20 protein-coding genes and 3 tRNA genes are annotated in these 24,097 nt (G+C 61.5%); 5 read left to right on the top strand and 18 right to left on the bottom strand.

Annotation, left to right across the window (positions count from 1 at the left end; translation table 11 throughout):
- Window positions 1–9: 9 nt before the first annotated feature.
- Window positions 10–402 (top strand): Na+/H+ antiporter subunit G, encoded by a 393-nt coding sequence (locus DOM36_RS12635; RefSeq protein ID WP_110643289.1) that lies wholly within the window; start codon window positions 10–12, stop codon window positions 400–402.
- 27 nt (window positions 403–429) lie between these two features.
- On the opposite strand, the gene hemH is transcribed toward DOM36_RS12635, so the two are convergent.
- On the bottom strand, window positions 430–1,413 hold the full coding sequence (gene hemH, locus DOM36_RS12630) for a ferrochelatase (protein WP_110643288.1): 984 nt from the start codon (window positions 1,411–1,413) through the stop codon (window positions 430–432).
- A 110-nt stretch (window positions 1,414–1,523) separates the two neighbouring features.
- On the opposite strand from hemH, the gene DOM36_RS12625 reads away from it, so the two are divergent.
- On the top strand, window positions 1,524–3,086 hold the full coding sequence (locus DOM36_RS12625) for a cryptochrome/photolyase family protein (RefSeq protein ID WP_110643287.1): 1,563 nt from the start codon (window positions 1,524–1,526) through the stop codon (window positions 3,084–3,086).
- A 234-nt stretch (window positions 3,087–3,320) separates the two neighbouring features.
- Here the strand turns inward: DOM36_RS12625 and DOM36_RS12620 are convergent, their stop codons facing one another.
- The 10 genes from DOM36_RS12620 to rnr all read right to left on the bottom strand — a co-directional run bounded on the left by DOM36_RS12620 (window position 3,321) and on the right by rnr (window position 13,363).
- A complete protein-coding gene (locus DOM36_RS12620) occupies window positions 3,321–3,623 on the bottom strand; it encodes a DUF6482 family protein (protein WP_075570801.1) in 303 nt (100 codons plus the stop codon).
- Between the two features lie 129 nt (window positions 3,624–3,752).
- Window positions 3,753–5,534 (bottom strand): bifunctional diguanylate cyclase/phosphodiesterase, encoded by a 1,782-nt coding sequence (locus DOM36_RS12615; RefSeq protein ID WP_110643286.1) that lies wholly within the window; start codon window positions 5,532–5,534, stop codon window positions 3,753–3,755.
- Between the two features lie 251 nt (window positions 5,535–5,785).
- Window positions 5,786–6,079, bottom strand: coding sequence for a hypothetical protein (locus tag DOM36_RS12610; protein ID WP_075570800.1), 294 nt, complete (start codon window positions 6,077–6,079; stop codon window positions 5,786–5,788).
- 63 nt (window positions 6,080–6,142) lie between these two features.
- The gene (gene dnaB, locus DOM36_RS12605; protein WP_075570799.1) at window positions 6,143–7,528 is read right to left on the bottom strand and encodes a replicative DNA helicase; all 1,386 of its coding nucleotides are present in this window, start codon (window positions 7,526–7,528) and stop codon (window positions 6,143–6,145) included.
- Window positions 7,529–7,695: 167 nt separating this feature from the next.
- Window positions 7,696–8,142, bottom strand: coding sequence for a 50S ribosomal protein L9 (rplI, locus tag DOM36_RS12600; protein ID WP_075570798.1), 447 nt, complete (start codon window positions 8,140–8,142; stop codon window positions 7,696–7,698).
- Window positions 8,143–8,158: 16 nt separating this feature from the next.
- On the bottom strand, window positions 8,159–9,010 hold the full coding sequence (locus DOM36_RS12595) for a hypothetical protein (protein ID WP_110643285.1): 852 nt from the start codon (window positions 9,008–9,010) through the stop codon (window positions 8,159–8,161).
- A gap of 52 nt (window positions 9,011–9,062) precedes the next feature.
- Window positions 9,063–9,290, bottom strand: coding sequence for a 30S ribosomal protein S18 (rpsR, locus tag DOM36_RS12590; protein WP_035472385.1), 228 nt, complete (start codon window positions 9,288–9,290; stop codon window positions 9,063–9,065).
- Between the two features lie 26 nt (window positions 9,291–9,316).
- A complete protein-coding gene (gene rpsF, locus DOM36_RS12585; protein WP_075570796.1) occupies window positions 9,317–9,736 on the bottom strand; it encodes a 30S ribosomal protein S6 in 420 nt (139 codons plus the stop codon).
- 282 nt (window positions 9,737–10,018) lie between these two features.
- Window positions 10,019–10,834, bottom strand: a complete 816-nt coding sequence (gene rlmB / locus DOM36_RS12580; protein ID WP_075570795.1) for a 23S rRNA (guanosine(2251)-2'-O)-methyltransferase RlmB — start codon at window positions 10,832–10,834, stop codon at window positions 10,019–10,021.
- Window positions 10,835–10,879: 45 nt separating this feature from the next.
- Complete coding sequence (rnr, locus tag DOM36_RS12575) at window positions 10,880–13,363, bottom strand: ribonuclease R (protein ID WP_110643284.1); 2,484 nt, start codon at window positions 13,361–13,363, stop codon at window positions 10,880–10,882.
- A gap of 271 nt (window positions 13,364–13,634) precedes the next feature.
- Here rnr and DOM36_RS12570 point away from each other — a divergent pair.
- The 3 genes from DOM36_RS12570 to DOM36_RS12560 all read left to right on the top strand — a co-directional run bounded on the left by DOM36_RS12570 (window position 13,635) and on the right by DOM36_RS12560 (window position 14,003).
- A tRNA-Leu gene (locus DOM36_RS12570) sits at window positions 13,635–13,721 on the top strand.
- 62 nt (window positions 13,722–13,783) lie between these two features.
- Window positions 13,784–13,870 (top strand) — tRNA-Leu (locus tag DOM36_RS12565).
- A gap of 46 nt (window positions 13,871–13,916) precedes the next feature.
- Window positions 13,917–14,003, top strand: a tRNA-Leu gene (locus DOM36_RS12560).
- Between the two features lie 244 nt (window positions 14,004–14,247).
- Here the strand turns inward: DOM36_RS12560 and DOM36_RS12555 are convergent.
- From DOM36_RS12555 to DOM36_RS12525, 7 genes are all read right to left on the bottom strand, one after another.
- Window positions 14,248–15,102 (bottom strand): DNA/RNA non-specific endonuclease, encoded by an 855-nt coding sequence (locus DOM36_RS12555; protein WP_232823823.1) that lies wholly within the window; start codon window positions 15,100–15,102, stop codon window positions 14,248–14,250.
- A gap of 6 nt (window positions 15,103–15,108) precedes the next feature.
- Entirely contained in the window at window positions 15,109–15,384 is a 276-nt protein-coding gene (locus DOM36_RS12550; protein WP_075571652.1) for an Lrp/AsnC ligand binding domain-containing protein, read from the bottom strand.
- Window positions 15,385–15,537: 153 nt separating this feature from the next.
- Window positions 15,538–17,082: a SpoVR family protein gene (locus tag DOM36_RS12545; protein ID WP_110643531.1), complete on the bottom strand. Its 1,545-nt coding sequence runs from the start codon at window positions 17,080–17,082 to the stop codon at window positions 15,538–15,540.
- A 43-nt stretch (window positions 17,083–17,125) separates the two neighbouring features.
- Window positions 17,126–18,406 (bottom strand): YeaH/YhbH family protein, encoded by a 1,281-nt coding sequence (locus tag DOM36_RS12540; protein WP_110643283.1) that lies wholly within the window; start codon window positions 18,404–18,406, stop codon window positions 17,126–17,128.
- Between the two features lie 120 nt (window positions 18,407–18,526).
- A complete protein-coding gene (locus DOM36_RS12535) occupies window positions 18,527–20,449 on the bottom strand; it encodes a PrkA family serine protein kinase (RefSeq protein WP_075571650.1) in 1,923 nt (640 codons plus the stop codon).
- A 321-nt stretch (window positions 20,450–20,770) separates the two neighbouring features.
- Complete coding sequence (locus DOM36_RS12530; RefSeq protein WP_075571649.1) at window positions 20,771–21,820, bottom strand: low specificity L-threonine aldolase; 1,050 nt, start codon at window positions 21,818–21,820, stop codon at window positions 20,771–20,773.
- A gap of 263 nt (window positions 21,821–22,083) precedes the next feature.
- Window positions 22,084–24,096, bottom strand: a complete 2,013-nt coding sequence (locus DOM36_RS12525; RefSeq protein ID WP_110643282.1) for an NADPH-dependent 2,4-dienoyl-CoA reductase — start codon at window positions 24,094–24,096, stop codon at window positions 22,084–22,086.
- Window position 24,097: the final 1 nt, after the last annotated feature.

Raw genomic sequence — 24,097 nt, 5'->3', positions numbered from 1 at the left:
GGCGTGACGATGCTAGAGACGGTTATCGAAGGCGTGATCGCCTTCATGCTCATCGCCGGAGGGGCATTTGCCTTTATCGGCTCGCTGGGCCTGACGCATCTGAAGGACTTCTACATGCGTCTTCACGGCCCCTCGAAAACGACCACGCTCGGCGTCGGCTGCACGCTGATCGGCTCGCTGATCTATTTCAGCCGCGAAGATGGCCCGATCATCCAGGAGCTGCTGATCACCATCTTCGCCTTCATCACCGCGCCCGTGTCGGCCCACATGCTGGCCAAGAGCGCCCTGCACCACAAGCTGAAGCCGGATCCCCGCACGCGCGGCAATCCGGTGGAACTGGAAAGCGAAAAACCCAAGCATGCCGTCGAGGAAGCTCCGCAGGGCGACTCCCCACTGCCTTGACGAGCCAAGCGCCACCCGCCGCCGGCTTCACCAGCCGGCGGTGTGCTGTTCGACCAGATTGGCCAGCATCGTGACGTGCTCAGGGCGGTCGTTGAGCGCGGGAATATAGCGGTAGCGTCCGCCCCCGGCTTGCTGGAAGTATTCACGGTTCTCGGCATCGATCTCTTCCAGCGTCTCCAGGCAGTCCGCCGCAAAAGCCGGGCTGATGACGTCGACACACTCCGTCTTGTCCGCGCCCCACCCCTTCAGCGTCTCGTCGGTATAGGGTTTGAGCCACTCTTCACGGCCAAACCGCGACTGATAGCTCTGAAACCACTCGCCCTCGCCCAGCCCCAGCTCTTCGGCCAGCAACTGGCTGGTCTTCTGGCAGTGTCTGGCGTAAGGATCACCGTTATCGACGTAGCGCTTGGGGATACCGTGATAGGACATCAGCAGCCGACCGCGGTCGCCCTGGGTCTCCCAATGCTGGCGAACGCTGGCTGCCAGTGCCGCAATGTAGTCGGGGTGGTCATGATAATCGCGTACGAAGCGCAGCTCCGGCAGGTGCGGGCAGGGCTCGAGCGCCTTGGCCAGCCGCTGAAACACGGCCCCCGTGGTCGTGCGTGAAAACTGTGGATAAAGCGGCACCACCAGGATCCGCTCGACACCCGATTCACGCAGCTTGAGTCCGGCCTCTTCCATGCTGGGCTTGCCGTAGGTCATCGCCAATTGCACCGGCACCGGTTCGCCATGCTGAGTTGCCAGACGTTCACGCAGCGCTCGTTGCTGGCGTCGCCCGATCGCCAGCAACGGAGAGCCCTCCTCTTGCCACACCGAGGCGTAGGCCTTGGCGACCTTCGGCGGACGGATACGCAGAATGACGCCGTGCAGAATCGGCCACCACAGCCAGCGCGGTGCGTCGATGACCCGGGGATCGCCAAGAAATTCACCGAGATACTGCCTCACGGCCTTGGGCGTGGGCGCCTCGGGCGTTCCCAGATTGACCAGCAGCACTCCATAACGGGCCGCCATAACACCACTCCTTTACCTGCCATCTTTTGACGAAATTCTACCATCGCCGCTTGCACTTACCCGATCATCTTATACGATCAACATCATGTGTATAAGTTATGGATAACTTCATGTCGCGTCCGCTGATCCTGATTCTGGGTGATCAGTTGAGCGAGGAGCTGGAACTCCTCGCCACCGCCCCGCCCAATGCCGTGGTCGCTCTCTGCGAGGTAAAGGCAGAGGGAGACTATGTCCCCCACCACCCCCAGAAGATCGTGCTGATATTGTCGGCGATGCGCCACTTCGCCGATACCCTGCGCGACAAAGGGTATCAGGTCCACTACAGCGCGCTCGACGACGATGACAATCGTCAGGACCTGCTACAGGAAGCCGAGCGGCTTGCCGATGCCTACCGCTGCGACGAGATCCGGGTGACGCATCCCGGCGAATGGCGGTTACTCGAACGCATCCAGGATCGCGGCACACGTTGGCGGCTCTACGAGGATTCGCGTTTCTACTGCTCGGTTGCCGAGTTCGGCGAGTGGCTCGACGGGCGCAAGCGCTTCCGGATGGAGGACTTCTACCGTCAGATGCGCAAACGGACCGGACTGCTGATGGAGAAGAACGAACCCGCCGGCGGTCAGTGGAATTTCGATCATGACAACCGACAGCCGGTCGAAAGAGGGCTGGAATTCCCTCCGCCCCCCCGTCACCGGCCGGACAACATCACCCACGAGGTGATGGCGCTGGTAGAGGCGCATTTCGGCGAACACTTCGGCACGCTGACCCATTTCAACTGGGCAGTGACCCGGCGTCAGGCACTGAGCGATCTACGTCATTTCATCGCTCACGCGCTGCCCGATTTCGGCACCTATCAGGATGCGATCAGCGACGAGCAACCCTGGCTGTTTCATTCGCGTCTCTCCGCCGCGATGAATATCGGGCTGCTTTCTCCCCGTGAAGTCTGCGAAGCAGCTGCAACGGCATGGCATCAAGGTACCGCGCCAATCAACGCCGTCGAAGGATTCGTGCGTCAGATTCTGGGCTGGCGCGAATACGTCCGCGGTATCTACTGGCAGCGCATGCCGGATTACAAACGTCAAAACCACCTCGAGGCGCTGCGGGGACTACCCGATTTCTACTGGACCGCGACGACCGATCTGCGCTGCGTGCGGCGGGCACTGGAGATGACCCGCGACAACGCCTACGCCCATCACATCCAACGGCTGATGATTACCGGCAACTTCGCGTTGCTCTGCGGCGTATCCCCGGCCGCACTTTGCGACTGGTACCTGGCGGTCTACGTCGATGCCTTCGAATGGGTCGAGCTGCCCAATACGCTGGGCATGACCCTCTACGCCGACGGTGGCTATCTCGGTTCCAAACCCTACTGTGCGTCGGGAAAATATATCGATCGCATGTCGGATCACTGCCGTCAGTGCCGCTATGACGTCAAGCAGGTCACCGGCGAAAACGCCTGCCCCTTCAACAGCCTGTATTGGCATTTTCTGCAGCGTCACCGCGAACGCCTGGGCGGTAACCATCGCATGAAGCTCATCTACGGCAGCTGGGATCGAATGCGGCAGGACAAACGCCAGGCCATTCTCGACCAGGCCGATCGATTCCTGCGTTCGGTTCACTTCGAGGCCCCTTACGGCAAGGGCGATCACGCCGAGGGTTATGAACGTCGCTGAGGCAAGGAATCAGTGGCTATCGGCATGCGGCATCGGGGAGGAAGGCGCTGACGATCAGCAAACGGGTGCTGACAGCTGCCCCCACGAGAGAATCAACGCGAGAGGAAGCACCGGCAAGAACAGAGACAAGGGCGGGAGACAAACTTCCCTCCATGACGGGGCAAGTCACTAGTCGACTCGCCGGAGGGAAACGATGTGGGTGAATGGAAGATCGCGCCGAGAAATCTGTCGAGATCAGAACACCAGAGGCATTCGCGACAGCAGCGGATCGTGATAGTGCGGTTCATGCCCGACGATCTCGTCATTGGCCACCTGCTGAACCAGATAGGCACGATGGATACCTGCACGCTTCAACTCGCCGTAGACATCGTCGAGCGCGCGAAACAGCATCGGCTTGCCGCGTCGGGTCAACACCTGCGTGGATCCGTCTTCCGGTTCCAGCATGACTTGATAGTAGCGACTGCCGGCATGGGCGATGACACGAATTTCAAAGCTTTCGTGATGTCGCTGATAGTGTTCGAGTTCCTTGAGTTCCATGGTTCCCTCCCGTGGGTCGTGTATGGAATCGTGTTCTGGATCGGGAGACGTTCCTTGCCATCCCGTCGCGACACCCTGACAGTCCGTTGTGACAGAGCTGTGACTAAGACGCCAAGGCACGCCGATCGTTCACTCCCCGACCGGTGCCGAACGGCAGTCTAGCCTCACCACGACCCGGCCGTTGCCGGCGCGCTTGGCTGCCGGCTTGAAGTGACTCCAGAGATCGCCGAAGCTCTCGACCCTGGCCTCGGCACCGACGCGAAGCGCGATGATCGACAGGCGGACCAGCGGGAAGAAACGCCATTGATCGTAACGATCCTTGGCATGAAAGCCACCTTCCGCTCTGGCGTCGGCGGGAACCAGCGCATGACTCTCGACGATGAAGCGTTGTTGTATACCGGCCAGCCGACGGTGGAGATTCTTCCCGTCATCCAGCAGCAGTATGAAATCGTCGCCGCCGAGATGGCCCAGAAAGTCCTCCCGCCCCAGTTCGCTGCTCACCAGATTCGCCAGCGCAAGGATCATTCGATCCCCCAGGGCGTAACCGAACCGGTCATTGAAGGGCTTGAAATTGTCGAGATCCAGATAGCAGGCGACGAAGCCCCGCGCCTGACGCTGATAGTGTTCCAGTGCCACCCTGATGGGGCGGTTGCCGGGCAACTGGGTCAATGGATTGGCCTGTCGCGCCAGTTGAACCTGCTGTTCGGTGAACAGTTGCAGCAGGTTGATGACGTGTCCCATGCCCAGATAGCGGCCACCGTCGGTGATGATGAAATCCTCGTCCCGGGACGCCTCCTCGCGCCCCGTCACCTTGCGCGAGACCCGCTCCAGCGGCTCGTGGGCCTCCACACAGAGCGCCTGGGTCCGCATCACCTTGGTGATGGGCTGACGACCGTGAAGATCGAACCCGAAGCGTTTGCCGAGCAGCGCCATGAGCTGCTGACGCCCCAGGATACCGATCGGCCGGCTCCTGCCATCGACGACCGCCAGCGCGTTGGCATGCGGCAGACGGCTGAAGCGCTCGGACGCCTCCGCCACGCAGAGGTCGGCATCCAGCGCAGGCAGAGGCACGCTGAGGCGCTGGATCTCTGTCGCGGCGGTGGCCGGTCGACGGTTGGCGGCCAGCGAAGCGAGCCGGGCCTCGAGCGCCTCGCGTATCCGTTGGGGAGCGGCATCGGGGCGCGCGAACAACCACCCCTGGCAATAATCCGCGCCCAGCTCGAGAAGCGTATCCAGCTCCCCCTCCCGCTCCACCCCCTCCGCGATGACACGACTGTCCATGCTGTGTGCGATATCGATGATGGAGCGTACGAACCGGAGCTTGACGCGATCCTCGTCAAGACGACTGACGAAGTGGCGATCCAGCTTGACGTAGTCCGGATTGAGCTGGGACCAAAGTCGCAGGCCGGCGTACCCGTCTCCCAGATCGTCCAGCGCGATGGAGAACCCCATCGCCTGATAGTTGCGGGCAGCCTCGGCCATCAGGTCGGGGTCGATCCCCGGCGACTGTTCGGTGATCTCGATGACGAGGCGGGCCGGCGAGAGACCGTGCTGCTGCAGCAGCGCCAGCGCCCTGTCGCCGAGATCCTCTGGGTCGATCAGAATTTCCGGACTGACGTTGAGGAACAGAAGCTCGCCAAGGCCGGTGTCCACCCAGCTTTCGATGGCCCGTTCTCGACACCCGCACTCCAGCGCGGCAAGCAGGCCGCATTCGCGGGCCGCCCGAAACATCGGGATCGGATTCGCGTAGGGCGAATCCCGCGGGCCGCGAGACAAGGCCTCGTAAGCCAGAATGTGGCCGGTCGCGACGGAAACGATCGGTTGAAAATGCACGCTCAGATCGCGACGGGCGACGATCTCCTTGAGGAAGGAGTTGTCGATGGGAGCAAGAGGTGGGTTCATGAATGCCATGAAACAGCAATATCATGACACAATAATGACACATAAAATTACATTGTCGTCGGAATGACAGCGCCCAGGCCTTGTCTGAAAAGTCGACGAGCGAAGGCAAGACGCGGGGCGCGTAGCCAAGGCAAAAATCGGCGAAGACGGACCGGGCTGGCGTACCAGTTTACGGGGTGTCAATGAACACCTTGACCGGGCTGACGCACCAGCCGATTGTTAACGCCGCATGGGCAAGCGCAGTACTTTTCAGACATGGCCTAGCGATAATCGGAAGGATCGATCGCCTTGCCCAGAGAGTTTCGATCGATCCACTTGCCCGCCTTGGCTTCCTTGTAGCGAAACACCACGCGATCGCCGACGGCGACCGGCAACTCGGCATCTTCCGTCTGGTAACTGTAGAGCTCGCCATCGACCGTCAGCCAGTGACGGTAGAGATCGGGCATGCCCAGCCACTCCTTGAAGGGGCCTTCCCGCTCGAGCTTCTCCAGCTGGCCTCGTACCTCGATCTTGGGGACCCGTTGACGACGCCCCCGCTGAAAACCGCCTGCCATGATTCGACTCCTTGATATCTTTCCAAAACACCGGCAACGCCGGCTTCTTCACTGTCGGTCGGCTTACTCGTAGTGCTGACCGTAGCTGTCCGGCGCCAGATCCTCGAATCGCGTGTACTTGCCGATGAAGGCCATGTGCACGGTACCGATCGGCCCATTACGCTGCTTGCCGATGATCAATTCCGCCAACCCCTTGTTGTCAGGATTGTCGGAATTGTAGACCTCGTCACGATAGACGAAGGCGATGACGTCGGCATCCTGCTCGATGGCCCCCGACTCACGCAGATCCGACATCACTGGCCGCTTGTTGGGACGCTGCTCCAGTGATCGGTTGAGCTGAGACAGCGACACCACCGGACAGTTGAACTCCTTTGCCAGCCCCTTGAGCGAGCGGGAAATCTCGGAGATCTCCGCGGTACGATTCTCGGAAAGCCCGGGTACCTGCATCAACTGGAGATAATCGATCATCACCAGACCGACGTTGCCGTGCTCGCGGGCGATCCGGCGCACGCGGGAGCGCAGCTCGTTGGGCGATAGCGCCGGCGTATCATCGATGAACAACTGACGATCCTTGAGCAGATTGACCGCCGACGTCAGCCGCGGCCAATCCTCGTCCTCGAGCTGACCGGTTCTCACACGGGTCTGATCGATGCGCCCCAGAGACGACAGCATGCGCAGCATCAGCGATTCGGCGGGCATCTCCATCGAGAAGACGACCACCGGCTTGTCGCTGGAGACTACCGCGTGCTCGACCAGGTTCATGGCGAAGGTGGTCTTGCCCATCGACGGGCGCCCGGCGATGATCACCAGATCCGAGGGCTGCAGACCCGACGTCATGTCGTCGAGGTCGCGGAAACCGGTCGAGATACCGGTCATCTGGCCCTTCATGTTGAACAGCTCGTCGATCCGGTCGACGGCTTTGGTCAGCAACTGACTCATGCCGATCGGGCCGCCGAACTTGGGCCGGGACTCGCTGATCTGGAAGACCAGCCGCTCGGCCTCGTTGACCAGCTCGTCCGGCAGCCTGCCGTCCGGAGAATAGGCGCTGTCGGCGATCTGGCGCGAGGCCTGGATCAATTTGCGTAGCGTCGCCCGCTCACGAACGATATCGGCATAGGCGCGGATGTTGCTGGCAGAAGGCGTGTTGCGCGCCAGCTCCGCCAGGTAGGCAAGCCCGCCCACGCTCTCGAGCTGATCGCGACGCTCGAGCGCTTCCGACAGGGTCACGACATCGAGCGGGTGGGTGCTCTCGGCCAGTTCCGCCATCGCATTGAACGCCAGCCGATGCTCGTGACGGTAGAAATCGTCCGCTACCAGACGCTCCGACACCGTGTCCCAGCTGCTGTTGTCGAGCATCAGCCCGCCCAGCACCGACTGCTCTGCCTCGAGCGAATGCGGCGGCACCTTCAGCTGCGCGGTTTCCCGGTCATTGTCGACGCGTTGATTCATGCTTGGCGTTCACCTGTATCGTGCGTGGAACCTGCGGAAATGATCTGGCGCTCATTCTACCCAGTGGCTCGTGGCCATCGCCACGCCTACCGGTCATGAAAAAGGCACGCAGGGCGTGAGCCCTGCGTGCCTTGAGCCAGACGTCACATCACGATAACGGTCGAAACTTACTCGGCCACTACCACGACACGGACGCTGGAGGTGACTTCGGCATGCAGCTGCAGCGCGATGTCATATTCGCCCGTCTGGCGAAGCGGGCCTTCCGGCATGCGCACTTCGCTCTTGGCGACTTCGATGCCGGCCTGAGCCATGGCTTCGGCCAGATCGCGCGGACCGATGGAGCCGAACAGCTTGCCTTCTTCACCGGCCTTGGCGACCAGAGACAGCTCGATTTCGGCGAGCTGGGCAGCGCGCGTCTCAGCCTGGGACTTGCGTTCGGCAGCCTGGGCTTCGAGCTCCGCACGCTGCGTCTCGAACGCTTCGACGTTGTCTTTGGTTGCCGGTACGGCCAGGCCGTAAGGAACCAGATAATTACGACCGTAGCCGGGCTTGACGGTGACCTTGTCACCCAGGTCGCCCAGCTTACCGATGTTATCGAGCAGAATGACTTCCATTCTCGTGAACCTCTCGTCAATCACTGCGTGTCAGACGACCGCGAAAATCCGCGAAGGTATCTACCAACGCCAACAGCAGTACAATCAGAATCGTGGGCCAGGTGGTCAACAACAAGGCATAGAAGCCTACCAGCCAGAACCCGCTCATTCCCTTCAAACCGATAAACCCGTGTACCAGCGCCACACCGGCGACCAGCAGCGGTACCCAAGCCAGCAGACTGGCCGCGGGAACGGCCAATACCACTCCCAGGACCATCAACCCGACCAGTAGCAGAAGCTGCTTCCCGGACAGTTTCAGCGCGTGGAACTCTTCGCGAAAACCGCCAGGGTTGTAGAGCCCGGCCTGCCAACTGCGAGCCAGCGCCAGACAGGCGATGCCGGCGAGCAGTACCACCAGGCCGGTCGCACCGCCAATTACCAGCGCTGCCATCATCTCGGTATCGACGCCCTGCGCCGATAGCTGATCCAGCATGCGGGCCACTTCCGACGAACTCTGGCGTAACTCCGCCAATAACGATGCCGTACCGCCCGCCGGGAGGAAAATACCCAGTTGCACCATCGCCATGCAGACGACACTGCCGACGATCAGCGCTTCCGCCCACCGCATACGGGACCGCAGCACCGTGGCCATCAACGTGACCAGCAGGATACTGGCCAGCGGTACCGCATCGCCCTGCATCCACCACCAACCGGCGGGGATGGCTGCGGCGATCAATACCGGGGCCGCCGTCGTCATGCCACGGCGCAGCGTGACCAGCCCCGCCACGGCGGCGCTGAACCAGAAAAGCCACGGCACCAGCGCTGTCAGTGCAGCCGCCGCAACGGCTTGCGGCATGCCGCGCATGATCCATCGGGCCAGTACCAGCATGATGTCTCGCTGTGGTTTGGTTTACCGGATCAACGGGTACCGGAACCGGGGTTTACTGGTGGCTGTCGGAGTACGGCAGCAGCGCCAGGTAGCGCGCCCGCTTGATAGCGGTTGACAGCTGACGCTGGTAGCGCGCCTGAGTACCCGTAATGCGGCTCGGAACGATCTTGCCGGTTTCGGTGACGTAGGCTTTCAGCGTATCGATGTCTTTGTAGTCGATGTACTTCACGCCCTCGGCGGTGAAGCGACAGAACTTACGGCGACGGAAAAAACGTGCCATGCGAGTCTCTCCTTAGCGAAATCGAATCAGTGGGTTTCTTCAGCGGCTTCGGAACGCTCGGGGCGTTCTGAACGCTCACGATCACCACGCTCGGAGGGCTTGTCGTCACGGCGACGGCTCTTTTCTTCGGTCGGCTTCATCATCGGCGAGGCTTCAGTCACGGCCTCTTTGCTGCGCACGATCATGCTGCGGATGATGGCGTCGTTGAAACGGAAGATGTTCTCGATCTCGTCGAGAGTCTCGCCGCTGCATTCGACGTTCATCAGCACGTAGTGTGCCTTGTGGATCTTGTTGATCGGGTAGGCCAGATGGCGGCGCCCCCAATCTTCGAGACGATGCACGGTGCCGCCGTTTTCGGTGACGAGGCCGGTGTAGCGCTCGACCATGGCCGGAACCTGCTCGCTCTGGTCCGGATGGACCATGAACACGATTTCGTAATGACGCATGTTAGCTCCTTTCGGTTTGGCAGCTTCTGCACGGTGCCGATCATCGATAGATGGCCACCATGAGAAGCAAGGAGTCGATACCGGATTGCGATGAGTGATCGCAGTGATATCCGAATATTCAGACCAATTAGCGCTCTTCCCTTGTCGCTCCGACAGACCCGCCCGTGAAAGACCGGACGAACCCCTCGCATCAGAGAAATTCGGGGATAGAGTCGCGTTCCATGAGCATAGCCTGCCCACAGAACCGCGCAATTGTAGAGACAGGAACCAGTCGGTGCAAGCTTAACCGCTGGCCGCGAGCCCGCGCTGACGAACGGCCTCGAACAGACAGATCCCCGTGGCGACCGAGACGTTGAGGCTGGAAACGCCGCCCTGCATCGGTAACTTGACCAGTCCGTCACAGGCCTCGCGGGTCAAACGGCGCATGCCCTTGCCTTCCGCCCCCATCACCAGCGCACAGGGGGCGGTGAAATCGGCGTCGTAGAGCAGGCTGTCGGCCTCGCCGGCAGTGCCGGTGATCCAAACCCCCTGCTGCTTGAGCTTGTCCATGCAACGTGCCAGATTGGTGACCTGAAACACCGGCACCAGCTCGGCCGCCCCGCAGGCCACCTTGCGAACGGTGGCGTTCAGCGGCGCGGACTTGTCCTTGGGAACGATGACGCCGTTGACACCGGCGGCATCGGCACTGCGCAGGCAAGCTCCAAGATTGTGCGGATCCGTCACGCCATCGAGAATCAGCAGCAGCGGCGGCTCGCCCTTTAGCCACTGCTCGAGCCGCCACCAAAGAGTGGTTTCACTTTCCGCCACCAGCGGCTCGCAAAATCCGATCACCCCCTGATGGGAGGCCTGATTGGACACCCCATCCAGGGTTTCTCGCGCCACCCGTTTCAGATCACATCCGGCGGCGTGGGCGAGCTGCAACAGTGCCTCCAGGCGCTGCTCGGCATGACCTTGCTGGATCCACAGCACCTTCGGCGGCTGACCCCGCTCGAACAGCGCGCGAACGGCGTGCACCCCGTAGACCGATTCGAGCCCATCGGGCGTGCGGGGGCGATCCTGGGACTTGGCAGGTTGACGCCGGCTGGTTGAACGACTCATGGCATTACCCACCGTGCGCCGCAGCTCGAAAGATCAACGGCGCGCTCATCCTTTTCCCCGACGCTGACGTGGGCCGCGGGTACGACGCTTGGGCACGCCACCCTCGTTGTTGGCCGCGTCAGGCGCCGACTCGTCAGCGCTCGTGTCTTTTCCCGCCGCGGCGCCCTGGCGCTCGCGCTTGCCGGGACGACTCTTGCTCGACGACGACTTCCTGGCCGATGCGCCGTCACCGGAGGCTTTCCCCGCACCGGGCTTCTGACCACGCGGCGTGCGGTGATGCCGCGGCGTCGAATCGGCAAGGTCGAAATCGATCTTGCGATCATCGAGATCGACGCGCGCCACACGAACCGTGACTCCGTCGCCCAGGCGATAGGCAACACCACTGCGCTCACCCTTGAGGCGATGCTTGTCGGCTTCGAAATGGTAGTAGTCGGACGGCAGCGACGTCACGTGCACCAGTCCTTCCACATAGACATCGTCGAGACGCACGAAAATGCCGAACTGCGTGACGGAAGCGATCGTGCCTTCGTAGACTTCGCCGACCTTGTCGGAAAGGAACTCGCACTTGAGCCAGTCGGTGACATCCCGCGTCGCGTCGTCGGCGCGACGTTCGGTCATCGAGCAGTGCTCGCCCAGCTCGATCATCTGTTCGAAGGTGTAAGGGCACCAGGTGGTGGGTTTTTCCACCGGGGCGCCTTCGGCACGCTGCACGGTCTGGGTCTGACGCGGGCCGCGAATGACCGAGCGAATCGCGCGATGCACCAGCAGATCGGGGTAGCGGCGAATCGGCGAGGTGAAGTGCGCATAGGCCTGATAGGCGAGGCCGAAGTGCCCATCGTTCTGCGGCGAGTAGACCGCCTGACTCATCGAACGCAGCATCACCGTCTGGATGATATCGAAGTCCGGCCGGTTCTGGATCACCTCGCGCAACGCCTGATAATCCTTGGGCGTCGGCTCGTCGCCCCCGCCCAGCGTCAGGCCCAGCTCGCCCAGGAATACCCGGAGATTCTCCAGACGCTCCGGCGCCGGCGCCTGGTGGACTCGATAGAGCGCGGGCAGGTCGTGCTTGTCGAGGAATCGTGCCGTCGCGACGTTGGCCGCCAGCATGCACTCCTCGATCACCTTGTGGGCGTCGTTGCGGCTACGCGGAACGATCTTCTCGATCTTGCGCTCGTCATTGAAGACGATCTCTGTTTCGGTGGTCTCGAAGTCGATGGCACCACGCACTTCGCGCGCCTTGCGCAGCACCTGATAGAGGCCGTGGAGATTCTCGAGCGAGGGCACCAGCTCACGATAGCGCTCTCTCAGCGCGATGCCTTCTTCACTGTCCGCCTCCTGCAGCATGGTACCGACCTGATTGTAGGTCAGCCGCGCATGGGACTGGATCACCGCTTCGTAGAACTTGTAGCGGCTGATGGTACCGGTCTGCGAAATGTTCATCTCGCAGACCATGGTCAGGCGATCGACATGCGGATTGAGCGAGCACAGCCCGTTGGAAAGCAGCTCCGGCAGCATCGGCACGACCTGACCGGGGAAGTAGACCGAATTGCCGCGAATATAGGCTTCGTTGTCCAGCGCGCTGCCACCGCGGACGTAATGAGAGACATCGGCGATTGCCACCACCAGCTTCCAACTGCCGGATTTGGTCTTCCAGGCACAGACAGCGTCATCGAAATCCTTGGCATCCTCGCCGTCGATGGTGACCAGCGGCATCTCGCGGAGATCGATACGGGCCGTCTTGTCCTCCTCCTTGACCTCGGCAGACATGCCGGCGATCTGGTCATCCACTTCCGGCGGAAAGTCGGCAGGTATGTCGTGGGAGCGAATCGCAATGTCGATCTCGAGACCGGGATCCATCCGCTCGCCCAGGATCTCCACCACTTCACCGACCGGCTGCTTGCGCGTTTCCGGCTGCTGGGTGATGCGAACGGAAACGATCTGCCCGTCTTTCGCCCCGCCGCTGACACTGTGGGGGATGATCACCTCCTGGCTGATCCGAGAATTCTCGGGGATCAGAACCGCAAACTCGGAGGTGTTCTGACGAAATACGCCGACCAGCGTCTGGGTGTTGCGCGCCAGCACTTCGGCAATGGTGCCCTCGGCGCGGTTGCGGCGATCCCGCCCACTGATACGCGCCAGCACCACGTCGCCATTGAATACCCGGCGCATCTGACGTGGCGGCAGTACCAGATCGGGCTTGACGCCGTCATGACGGATCAGGAAGCCCATGCCATCACGATGGCCTTGAACCCGCCCCTTGATCAGATCGAGCTTGTCGATGAGCGCGTAGGCGCCCTTGCGATCCTTGAGGATCTGCCCGTCGCGTTCCATCGCCGCCAGCCGGCGACGCACGGCCTCCAGCTGGTTCTCGTCCTCGAGCCCCAGCATGGCACTCATGTTTTCGTGGGTAATCGGCTTGCCGTACTCCTCCAGTCGTGCCAACAGATACTCACGACTGGGTACGGGATTGTCATATTTCTGGGTTTCACGAGCCGCGTGCGGATCGTCATTCAACGTCCAATGAGTCATGCAACCATCGTCCTTGCGTTGAGCCAGTTGGGCCTGAGTGATAAAGAAAATGCACGCGGCGGGCGGCTTGAGCCGTTCAGTTTTTTGGGATTCATGCGACAAGTATAGCGGCCACGCCTGTTCGACCCAACCATGCACTGACCTACAGGCCCAATTGCCACCTCGACACCCTGCTTGACGACGCCTGAGAAGCTGCTCGGAACGCGGCTTTCACACCGGCCATGAGACGCTTGCATTCGGTCGCAGAGTCGGTATCATGCATCGCGCCTTGGCCCAGATGGCGGAATTGGTAGACGCGCTAGCTTCAGGTGCTAGTGTCCTTACGGACGTGGAGGTTCAAGTCCTCTTCTGGGCACCATCGCTTCTTGCGGTGACGCTTTCGAGAATGAAAATTCAATGAAAGCCACAGGGTCGGATTAAGCCCGGATGGCGGAATTGGTAGACGCGCTAGCTTCAGGTGCTAGTGTCCTTATGGACGTGGAGGTTCAAGTCCTCTTCCGGGCACCAATCCAGACCTGCTTCAGGTCGCCAAGCAAGTTCAGCATCATGACACGCCCAGGTGGCGGAATTGGTAGACGCGCTAGCTTCAGGTGCTAGTGTCCTTATGGACGTGGAGGTTCAAGTCCTCTCCTGGGCACCATGTGTCATGTACTGCAGAACATTTCGATCGAACAGGCACCGACTGTCTGACACAACGCCGGTTACTGCCCAACGATCTATTCTTCGCAAGATCTCTTTGCGCACGGTTTCTCTTTTTCCGGCGTCATCCTCTTCATCACCCCGATCCCGTATCAGCTCCTGCCATGAGCGCCTCTCTCGGCACCCTTCTCGCCGTTTGCGCGGATAGACTCCTGCCGACCAGCGCCCGCTCGATACGCCAGAGATCACTGATAGCGCCCCGGCCGCGTCGAGATCGCTTCCAGCCCCCAACCGTTCGTCTCCACGCGCCCTTCCAGCCGGCGCTCGACGGGATCGGCCAGTCGAGGAAAGAAATCCAGCCCGGTACGCGCCTCGATCTCGTCGATCGTGACCAGAAAGCGCGCCAGTGGTTCTTTTCCATTGACGTCCTGCGGCATGAAAAATGCCAGCGCCCGCGGCGTCTGGCCGGGTACGATCAATATTTTGTAGAAACCCACGGGAATCTGGGTGAAACCTACCCGATGCAGCAACTGATCATCGAAAACCGGCCCGGCAACGACCCAGACGCTCCCGAAACGCGGCACGAAATCGTCGATGACCGCTTCTTCCAGGCGCTGCCATAGCTGACGATTGAGCTTGGGGCGTTGCGGCGTGATGTTGGTCATCAGGAAGCTGGCCATCTGCGCATCGCGCCCATGAACGACCGACATCGCATAGTTCGGCGCCAGGTGACCGCGATCGTAGCCACTACGGGTGTAGTCGTCGGCGCTGATGGGCCACAGGCTGCGCCAGTCGGACTCGAACCGATCGGGCCGTGAATAGCTGTGCGGATCAATGACCCGATTCAGCGCATAGCCGACCCAAAGCGGCTCGCCCCGCACGTCCGACCAGCCCACCAGGAAACCATCGTTACGCAGCACGCGATTCCAGCCCCGCCAGTCGTTCCAGTGCCATTCGGGAACGCCCATCCAGCTCAGCCGGTCACGGACATCCCCTTCCTGCCAGTACCACAGCCCGCTGATGACGATGACAAAAACCAGACCGATTCTGGACGAGCGAGCCAGCTGCCCCAGCAGCCCTCGCTTTCGACGACGCGCCACGCTGGCCTAGAGACCGACGGAGAACATGGCGTCGAGATCGTGGCGCGAGTGCACCTGCATGGCGTTGAGCGTCTCGGTATCGCGAATTCCTTCGACACTCATCAGGCGCTCGGTCACCAGCGTGGCCAGTGATTCGAAATCCCGCGTGCGGGCGATGGCAATCAGATCGTAGCGACCGCAGGTCGAATAGACCTCGCTGATCCCCTCGAGGTCGGCCAACCGCTCGGCGACACCGCGAATCCGGCCCTTTTCGACATTGATCAGAATGACGGCGTTCTGCATTTCCCTCTCCCACCGAATTCGGCCCGCGATCGACGGGCCAATCAACAGAATGATGATCGGCGCGAGTATATCAGCTCTGCGACGGGTCGCCTCCCGGCGTCAGCGGATGCCCGAGCCATTCCCAGCCGAAGCGGACGCGGGAGACTCCCCCTATCACGCCGATTCGGGAATCGGCCATTGATAGCGGCGCACGACATCGCCGCCTTCCATCGACTCTAGCCTGATCGGGAATCCCCACAGCTGATGCAGATAGCGCATGACAGGAAAGAGACTCTGGCCCAGCGGGCGCCGACGATCCTGCACATGACGCAGCGTCAGCGAGCGATCACCGCGGATATCGGCTTCCCAGACCTGGATATTGGGCTCACGAGCCGACAGCGCATACTGCACGCTCAGCGCCTCACGAATGCGCCGATAGCCGCGATCGTCGTGAATCGCCTCGACCTGAAGACTGTCGTCACGATCGTCGTCGACCAGACTGAAGAGCTTGAGGTCGCGGATCACCTTGGGCGACAGAAACTGCTGAATGAACGACTCGTCCTTGAAGTTCTGCATCGCGAAATGCAGCGTCTCCAGCCAGTCGCTGCCGGCGATGTCCGGAAACCACTCGCGATCCTCGCTTGTCGGTGCCCGGCAGATGCGCTGGATATCGCTGAACATCGCGAATCCCAGTGCATAGGGGTTGATGCCGTTGAAATAGGGGCTGTCGAAACCGGGCTGGCTGACGACCGCAGTATGCGACTGCAGGAACTCGAGCATGATGCCCTCGTCGATCTGGCCGTCGTCGTAAAGACGATTCATCAAGGTGTAGTGCCAGAAAGTGGCCCAGCCTTCGTTCATCACCTGGGTCTGACGCTGCGGATAGAAATACTGGGCCAGTTTGCGCACGATACGCACGATCTCGCGCTGCCAGGGTTCCAGCAGCGGCGCATTCTTCTCGAGGAAATAGAGCAGATTTTCCTGCGGCTCGCTGGGATAGCGGCCATGACGGTGCAGGCCCAGCGGATCGTTTTCGTGATCGTGCGGCGGCTCCTGGGCAAGCCCACTCACCGCCAGGGGGATCGTGCTCCAGAGCCGGTTGACCTGTGTCTGCAGGTACGCTTCTCGCTCGTCCTGACGCCTGACCTCCTCTTCGGCCGAGATCGGCGAAGGACGCTTGTAGCGATCGACGCCGTAGTTCTGCAGCGCATGGCAGGCATCGAGCAGCTGCTCCACCGCCTCGACCCCATGGCGCTCTTCGCATCTGGCGACATACTTTCGGGCAAAGTCCAGATAGTCGACGATCGCCGAGGCGTCCGTCCAGGCACGAAACAGATAGTTGCCCTTGAAGAACGAATTGTGTCCGTAGCAGGCGTGGGCGATAACCAGCACCTGCATCATCAGCGAGTTTTCTTCCATGAGATAGGCGATGCAGGGATCGGAATTGATCACCAGCTCGTAGGCCAATCCCATCTGCCCACGGCGGTAAGCCTGCTCTACCGAGAGGAACTGTTTGCCGAACGACCAGTGGTGGTAACCGATCGGCATGCCGACGCTCGCATAGGCATCCATCATCTGCTCGGAGGTGATGATCTCGATCTGGTTGGGGTAAGTGTCCAGCCGATATTCACGTGCCAGCGCGGCGATGGCATGCTCGTACGCTTCGAGCGTCTCGAAGTTCCAGTCCGAGCCGGTGGCTAAAGGCTTGCGTCGCGTCATCGGTGACTCCTCGCTGCGTGGCGTCCCGCCGAAGATCTCCATGTCAGCTCTGCGCGCGCTGACGGAAAAGCTCGCGGAAGACCGGGTAGATATCTTCCGCCTGGACTATCTGCTGCATGGCGAAGCGCTCGGGATACGCCGCTCTGACCGTGTCATAGGCCTCCCACAGCGCCTGATGGGCGTGGGGCGTGATCTCGACATAGGTGAAGTACTGCAGCTTGCGCATCAGCGACTCGTCGAGCAGCTCGAGGCAGGTCGAGGAATCGTCGTCCCAGTTGTCGCCATCGCTGGCCTGGGCCACGTAAAGATTCCACTGCTCCGGCGCATAACGAGCCTCAATGATGCTGTTGACCAGCGTCAGGGCACTGGAAACGATGGTGCCGCCGGTCTCCCGCGAGTAGAAGAACTCCTCCTCGTCGACTTCCTTGGCCACGGTGTGATGACGCACGAACACCAGCTCGACTTTCTCGTAATTGCGCTCGAGAAACAGATAGAGGAGGAGAAAGAAGCGCTTGCCGATATCCTTGTGGGCCTGGGTCATCGAACCGGAAACATCCATGATGCAGAACATCACGGCCTGGTTCGACGGCATCGGCTGATGGGTAAGATGGTTGTAGCGCAGATCGTAGGTGTCCAGGAACGGAATCGACTCGATCCGCTTCTCCAACCGCTCGATCTCGGATTTGAGTTCACCGATACGCGCCGGATTGCGCAGCACCGGATCCTTTCGCTCTTCGCTCTCGAGCGCCTCCTGCGCCTCACGCAGGGCGCGCTTCAGCGGTGCCCGCATGCCGATACGCCGAGCCTGAGCCTCGCGCATCGAGCGCACGATATTGATCCGCGCCGGCACACCCTCTTTCGAAATCCCCGCGCGAACCGGCCGGGTTTCCTCCAGCACCTGCAGCTGCTTGCGTTCGAGGTGCGGCAGCTCCAGACCATCGAAGACAAAATCGAGAAACTCCTCCCGCGACAGCGAGAACACGAATTCATCCATGCCCTCGCCCTGATTTCCCGCCTGACCGTCGCCGTCGCCCTGACCACCGCCGCCGCCCGGCCGTCGCAGCCGGTCGCCCTCGGCAAAATCCTTGTTGCCGGGACTCACCACCGTACGCCTACCGCCAGGCCCATGCTGGAAAGAGGGCTCGGAGATATCCTTGGCCGGAATCGACACCTTTTCCCCGCGCTCCATGTCGGTAATCGAGCGTCGATTCACCGACTCTTCCACGGCCCGCTTGATGTGGGAGCGATAGCGCTGCAGGAATCGCTGACGGTTGACCGCGCTCTTGTTGCGCGCATTGGGGCGTCGATCGATGAAGTAGCTCATGGCATCTCCTGCAGGCTGGCCGCAGACTGGCTTTGACAGCGACCACCCGCAACGGCCTCTGCCCCTGGAAGCGCGGCCCGGCCCGCGGCCGCCTCCCGGCTGACATCAGTGAATCGCCGGCTAGTGCGACTTGCGAACCCGCAGATACCATTCGGACAACAGTCGCACCTGCTTCTCGGTATAGCCGCGCTGCACCATGCGATCGACGAAGTCTTCATGCTTGCGCTGATCCGACACCGACGCCTTGGCATTGAACGAGATCACCGGCAGCAACTCCTCGGTGTTGGCAAACATCTTGTGCTCGATCACGCCCCGGAGTTTCTCGTACGACTGCCAGCTGGGATTCATGCCGTTGTTGTGGGCACGCGCCCGCAGCACGAAATTGACCACCTCGTGACGGAAGTCCTTGGGATTGGAAATGCCGGCGGGCTTCTCGATCTTCTCGAGATCCTCGTTGAGCGACTGGCGATCGAACAGCTCACCGGTCTCCGGATCGCGATACTCCTGGTCCTGAATCCAGAAGTCGGCGTAGGTGACGTAGCGATCGAAGATGTTCTGACCGTACTCGGTGTAGGACTCGAGATAGGCGGTCTGAATCTCCTTGCCGATGAAGTCGACGTAGCGCGGCGCCAGATACTCCTTGATGAAACGCAGATAGCGCTCGTGCACTTCTTTCGGCAACTGTTCGCGCTCCAGCGCCTGTTCCAGCACGTAGAGCAGATGGACCGGGTTGGCGGCAATCTCGTGAGCGTCGAAGTTGAATACCTTGGAAAGAATCTTGAAGGCAAAGCGGGTGGAGAGGCCGTTCATCCCTTCGTCCACGCCGGCGGCGTCACGATATTCCTGGATCGACTTGGCCTTGGGATCGGTGTCCTTCAGATTTTCGCCATCGTAGACCCGCATCTTGGAGTAGATGCTCGAGTTTTCCGGCTCCTTGAGCCTGGAGAGCGTCGAGAACTGGGCCAGCATGCGCAGCGTGTCCGGCGCACAGGGCGCTTCGTTGAGCGACGAATGCTCCAGCAGCTTCTGATAGATCTTGACCTCTTCGGAGACGCGCAGGCAGTACGGCACCTTGACGATATAGACGCGGTCGAGGAAGGCCTCGTTATTGCGATTGTTGCGAAACTGCTGCCACTCGCTCTCGTTGGAGTGGGCCATGATGATGCCTTCGAAGGGAATCGCGCCCATGCCCTCGGTCGGATTGTAGTTACCCTCCTGTGTGGCGGTCAGCAGCGGATGCAGCACCTTGATCGGCGCCTTGAACATCTCGACGAACTCCATCAGCCCCTGGTTGGCCTTGCAGAGACCGCCGGAGAAGCTGTAGGCATCGGGATCGTCCTGGGAATAGAGCTCCAATTGGCGGATATCGACCTTGCCCACCAGCGACGAGATATCCTGATTGTTCTCGTCACCGGGCTCGGTCTTGGAAACCGCGATCTGGTTGAGGCGTGACGGATGCAGGCGCACCACCCGGAACTGCGAGAGATCGCCGCCGTACTCCTTGAGTCGCTTGGCAGCCCAAGGCGACATCGGCCCTCTCAGATGGCGCTGGGCGATGTTGTACTCCTTCTCGAGAAGCTCGCCATCCTCTTCCGGCGAGAACAATCCCAGAGGAGACTCGTAGACCGGCGAATCCTTGATCGCGTAGAACGGCACGCGCTCCATGAGCAACTTCAGGCGTTCCGCCAGCGACGACTTGCCACCGCCGACCGGACCCAGCAGGTAGAGAATCTGCTTGCGCTCCTCGAGCCCCTGGGCGGCGTGGCGAAAATAGGAGACGATCTGTTCGATCGCTTCTTCCATGCCGTAGAACTCGGCAAAGGCGGGATAGCGGCGGATGACCTTGTTGGAGAAAATTCGCGACAGGCTGGGATCCTTGGCCGTATCGATGGCTTCCGGCTCCCCGATCGCATTGAGCATCCGCTCGGCGGCGTTGGCATAGACTCGAGGATCCTTCCGGCACAGCTCGAGATATTCCTGCAGGCTCATCTCTTCCTGTTGAACCTGCTCGTAACGGCTCTGCACGTGATCGAAGATGCTCATGGAAGCCTCCTGGTCGTGACCCCCGACCGCTCAGGACCCAGGTCCTGCCAGCCGGGTTAGCTGACTATCAGCATAGACAGATTCACGAAGCGTCGGGTAGACCCATTTTGCGAGTCTTTTCAACGCAGCGTCGGAATTGACCCTTTAGAACACGCTATCACGATCCGGTTTCGATGCACGGGGAATTTGCATGGATAAAACGTGCCAATTCAGGCAGACGTCGCTAACCCATCGAAAAAACTGGATAAATTCGCTGGCGCATCAACAAGGGAGGGAGGCGAGAAGTGACCGGCGCCCGAATCGACCGGGCGCCGGCGCGCATCAGGGCGCGTCGAAGGCGGCGCGGGCGTCTTCCAGTAGCTGGTCGAGCAGCTCGGAAGTCGTGTTCCAGGAACACACGAATCTCGCACCGCCGGCGCCGATGAAGGTGTAGAACGTCCAGCCCTTGGCACGCAGCTGGGTGATGACCGGCTCCGGCAAGCTGACGAAGACACTGTTGGCCTGAGCCGGAAACATCAGCGAGACACCGGGCAGAGACGCCAGGCCGTCGGCGAGGTAGCGGGCCATGGCATTGGCATGATCGGCGTTGCGCCGCCAGGCACCGGATTCAAGCAGCCCCAGCCAGGGCGCGGCGATGAAACGCATCTTGGAAGCCAGCTGCCCCGCCTGCTTGCAACGGTAGGCAAAGTCTTCGGCCAGTTCCTTGTTGAAGAACAGAATCGCCTCGCCCATCGGCAAGCCATTCTTGGTACCGGAAAAACAGAGCACGTCGACGCCAGCCTGCCAGGTCAGCTCGGCCGGGGAGGCATCCAGCGCACTGCAGGCGTTGGCGAAACGCGCGCCGTCCATGTGAACACGCAGGTCGTACTTGTCCGCGACGGTGCGGATCGCCAGCAGCTCCTCGCGGGAGTAGACCGTTCCCACCTCGGTGGCCTGTGTGATCGAGACGACCCGCGGCTTGGGGTAGTGGATATCGTTGCGCTTCACCACCAGCCGCTCTATTCCCTCGGGCGTCAGCTTGCCGTTCTCACCCGGGCTGGTCAGCAGCTTGGAGCCGTTGGAGAAAAACTCCGGCCCGCCACACTCGTCGGTCTCGATATGGGCCAGTTCGTGACAGATCACGCTGTGATAACTCTGACCCAACGCCGCCAGCGACAGCGAATTGGCGGCAGTGCCGTTGAAGACGAAAAAGACGTCACAATCGTAGTCGAAGAGTTCGCGGAAACGATCCGCGGCACGGTGAGTCCAGGCATCGTTGCCATAGGCGAGATCGTCGCTGGCATTGGCCCGAATCAGGTAATCAAGCGCTTCCGGACAGATGCCGGAGGTATTGTCGCTCGCCAGATAGCGAGGGTTACAGTCGGATGTCATCTGGGGGTCCTTGTTCGATCCCTCCATCGAGAAAAGCGACTCGAGCCGGTCAAGGCGGAAAGAGTGCACGTTTCTGAGGGTCAGGCATGGCGGTCGGAAATACACGGCAGCCTGAATAACAAGAAGCGCGGCCAGGAAAGCGACGGGGTCGCCGTCACACGGCTCGCGCTTACTGGTGAGCCCCAAGTCTAACATCTGTCTTCGCGCCCCGGCAGCGCGTATCTATCCGCCACTCACGCTGACTCAACGCAACCCGGCGAGGCTCACAGCGACGCCGCCAGCCGCACGCCCTGATCGATGGCACGCTTGGCATCGAGCTCCGCTGCCAGATCGGCGCCGCCGATACGATGAACTCGCGCCCCGGTTGCGACCAGCGCCTGATGGAGCGCCTGCTGCGACTCCTGCCCGGCGCAGATCACGATGCTATCGACCGCCAGTAGCCTGGACTCCCCATCGACATCAAGGTGCAGACCGTCACTGTCGATGCGCCGATAGACGCAGCCCGACAGCGTCTCGACCCGCCGAGCCCGCAGTGCGGCCCGGTGGACCCAGCCGGTAGTCACCCCGAGCCCTGCCCCCGGCTTGCCGGTCTTGCGCTGCAGCAATGTGATCTGTCGCGGCACCGTGGGCTTCAGCCGCGGCTTCAAGCCGCCGGCGTGTTCAACCGTCAAGTCAACGCCCCACTCGTCACACCAACGCTCGATATCGAGCGCCGGCTGCTCGGCATGCGCCAGCAGTTCAGCGACATCGAAACCTATCCCGCCGGCACCGATGATGGCGACGCGACGTCCCACGCGCTCGGGATGCTGGATCGCCACAGGGTAGGTGATCACGCAGGGATGCTCGATACCCTCGATGTCGAGCGCGCGCGGTCTGACCCCGGTGGCAATGATGATCTCGTCGAACTCCTGCAGTTGCTGGATATCAGCCTCGGTGCCGAGGCGCAGCTCGACGCCGTGCAGCGTCAACTGGGTGGCGAAGTAGCGCAGCGTTTCGGCAAATTCCTCTTTCCCCGGTATTCGCTGCGCCAACCGGAACTGACCGCCAATCTGCGGATCGCGTTCGAAAATCGTCACCCGATGGCCACGCTCGGCGCAGGCGGTGGCCGCGGCCAGGCCCGCCGGACCGGCACCCACCACGGCGATGCGCTTGGGCGAATCGGTCGGCGGCAGCGTCAGCTCCGTTTCATGACAGGCGCGCGGATTGACCAGACAGGAGGTCAACTTGCCCTGGAAGGTATGGTCGAGGCAGGCCTGATTGCAGGCGATGCAGGTATTGATCTCATCGACTCGCCCCTGCTCGGCCTTGGCCATCCAGGCCGGATCGGCGAGAAAAGGTCGTGCCATCGAGACCAGGTCGGCGTGCCCCTCGGCCAGTACCGCCTCAGCGATCGCCGGCATATTGATACGATTGGTGGCGATCAGCGGTATCGAGATCGCCTCGCGCACCGCCCGGCTGACCGGGACGAAAGCGGCACGCGGCACGCTGGTGACGATGGTCGGCACGCGCGCCTCGTGCCAGCCGATACCGCTATTGATCACGTCCGCACCGGCACGCTCGATCGCCAGCGCCAGCGCCACGACCTCGTCGCCGGTACTGCCCTCCTCCACCAGATCGATCATCGACAGCCGAAAGATCAGCAGAAAATCCGGACCGCATGCGTCACGGACGCGACGCACGATCTCGATGGCGAAGCGTTGCCGGCGCTGGCTATCGCCGCCCCAGGCGTCGTCGCGGTGGTTGGTCCGGCGGCACAGGAACTGATTGATCAGATACCCCTCCGACCCCATGATCTCGACGCCGTCGTACCCCGCGCGCCGCGCCAGCTCGGCACAGCGCACGAAATCATCGATCTGCCGTTCGATCTCGTCGCCACTCAACGCGCGTGGCGTGAAGCGGCTGATCGGCGCTGCGATTGCCGAAGGCGCCACCAGATCCGGGGAATAGGCGTAACGGCCCGCGTGCAGAATCTGCAGGCAGATATGCGCGCCGTGTGCATGGACAGCTTCCACCACCGGGCGATGCTGCTCGGCCTCGGCCTCTTCGGCAAGCTTGGCTGCGCCCTGAAAGACCGCCCCTTCAGGGTTGGGCGCAATGCCACCGGTGACGATCAAACCCACCCCATGACGTGCCCGTTGTGCGTAGAACGCCGCCAGACGCTCGAAGCCGCTCGGTGCTTCTTCCAGGTTGGTATGCATCGACCCCATCACCACACGGTTGCGCAGCGTCAGCGAGCCAACTTGCAGAGGACGAAAGAGATTGGGAAAACGCGTCACG

Origin of the sequence: Salinicola sp. CPA57 (assembly GCF_003206035.1) — a bacterium.
In the GTDB taxonomy this organism is placed as follows: Bacteria; Pseudomonadota; Gammaproteobacteria; order Pseudomonadales; family Halomonadaceae; genus Salinicola; species Salinicola socius.
This window is presented reverse-complemented; position numbering and strand designations above follow the sequence as displayed.

What these genes read in the sequence shown, in the direction of transcription:
- DOM36_RS12635 (WP_110643289.1), top strand. Translation starts at nt 10, where the DNA reads ATGCTAGAGACGGTTATCGAAGGCGTGATCGCCTTCATGCTCATCGCC.
- hemH (WP_110643288.1), bottom strand. Translation starts at nt 1,413, where the DNA reads ATGGCGGCCCGTTATGGAGTGCTGCTGGTCAATCTGGGAACGCCCGAG.
- DOM36_RS12625 (WP_110643287.1), top strand. Translation starts at nt 1,524, where the DNA reads ATGTCGCGTCCGCTGATCCTGATTCTGGGTGATCAGTTGAGCGAGGAG.
- DOM36_RS12620 (WP_075570801.1), bottom strand. Translation starts at nt 3,623, where the DNA reads ATGGAACTCAAGGAACTCGAACACTATCAGCGACATCACGAAAGCTTT.
- DOM36_RS12615 (WP_110643286.1), bottom strand. Translation starts at nt 5,534, where the DNA reads ATGGCATTCATGAACCCACCTCTTGCTCCCATCGACAACTCCTTCCTC.
- DOM36_RS12610 (WP_075570800.1), bottom strand. Translation starts at nt 6,079, where the DNA reads ATGGCAGGCGGTTTTCAGCGGGGGCGTCGTCAACGGGTCCCCAAGATC.
- dnaB (WP_075570799.1), bottom strand. Translation starts at nt 7,528, where the DNA reads ATGAATCAACGCGTCGACAATGACCGGGAAACCGCGCAGCTGAAGGTG.
- rplI (WP_075570798.1), bottom strand. Translation starts at nt 8,142, where the DNA reads ATGGAAGTCATTCTGCTCGATAACATCGGTAAGCTGGGCGACCTGGGT.
- DOM36_RS12595 (WP_110643285.1), bottom strand. Translation starts at nt 9,010, where the DNA reads ATGCTGGTACTGGCCCGATGGATCATGCGCGGCATGCCGCAAGCCGTT.
- rpsR (WP_035472385.1), bottom strand. Translation starts at nt 9,290, where the DNA reads ATGGCACGTTTTTTCCGTCGCCGTAAGTTCTGTCGCTTCACCGCCGAG.
- rpsF (WP_075570796.1), bottom strand. Translation starts at nt 9,736, where the DNA reads ATGCGTCATTACGAAATCGTGTTCATGGTCCATCCGGACCAGAGCGAG.
- rlmB (WP_075570795.1), bottom strand. Translation starts at nt 10,834, where the DNA reads ATGAGTCGTTCAACCAGCCGGCGTCAACCTGCCAAGTCCCAGGATCGC.
- rnr (WP_110643284.1), bottom strand. Translation starts at nt 13,363, where the DNA reads ATGACTCATTGGACGTTGAATGACGATCCGCACGCGGCTCGTGAAACC.
- DOM36_RS12550 (WP_075571652.1), bottom strand. Translation starts at nt 15,384, where the DNA reads ATGCAGAACGCCGTCATTCTGATCAATGTCGAAAAGGGCCGGATTCGC.
- DOM36_RS12545 (WP_110643531.1), bottom strand. Translation starts at nt 17,082, where the DNA reads ATGACGCGACGCAAGCCTTTAGCCACCGGCTCGGACTGGAACTTCGAG.
- DOM36_RS12540 (WP_110643283.1), bottom strand. Translation starts at nt 18,406, where the DNA reads ATGAGCTACTTCATCGATCGACGCCCCAATGCGCGCAACAAGAGCGCG.
- DOM36_RS12535 (WP_075571650.1), bottom strand. Translation starts at nt 20,449, where the DNA reads ATGAGCATCTTCGATCACGTGCAGAGCCGTTACGAGCAGGTTCAACAG.
- DOM36_RS12530 (WP_075571649.1), bottom strand. Translation starts at nt 21,820, where the DNA reads ATGACATCCGACTGTAACCCTCGCTATCTGGCGAGCGACAATACCTCC.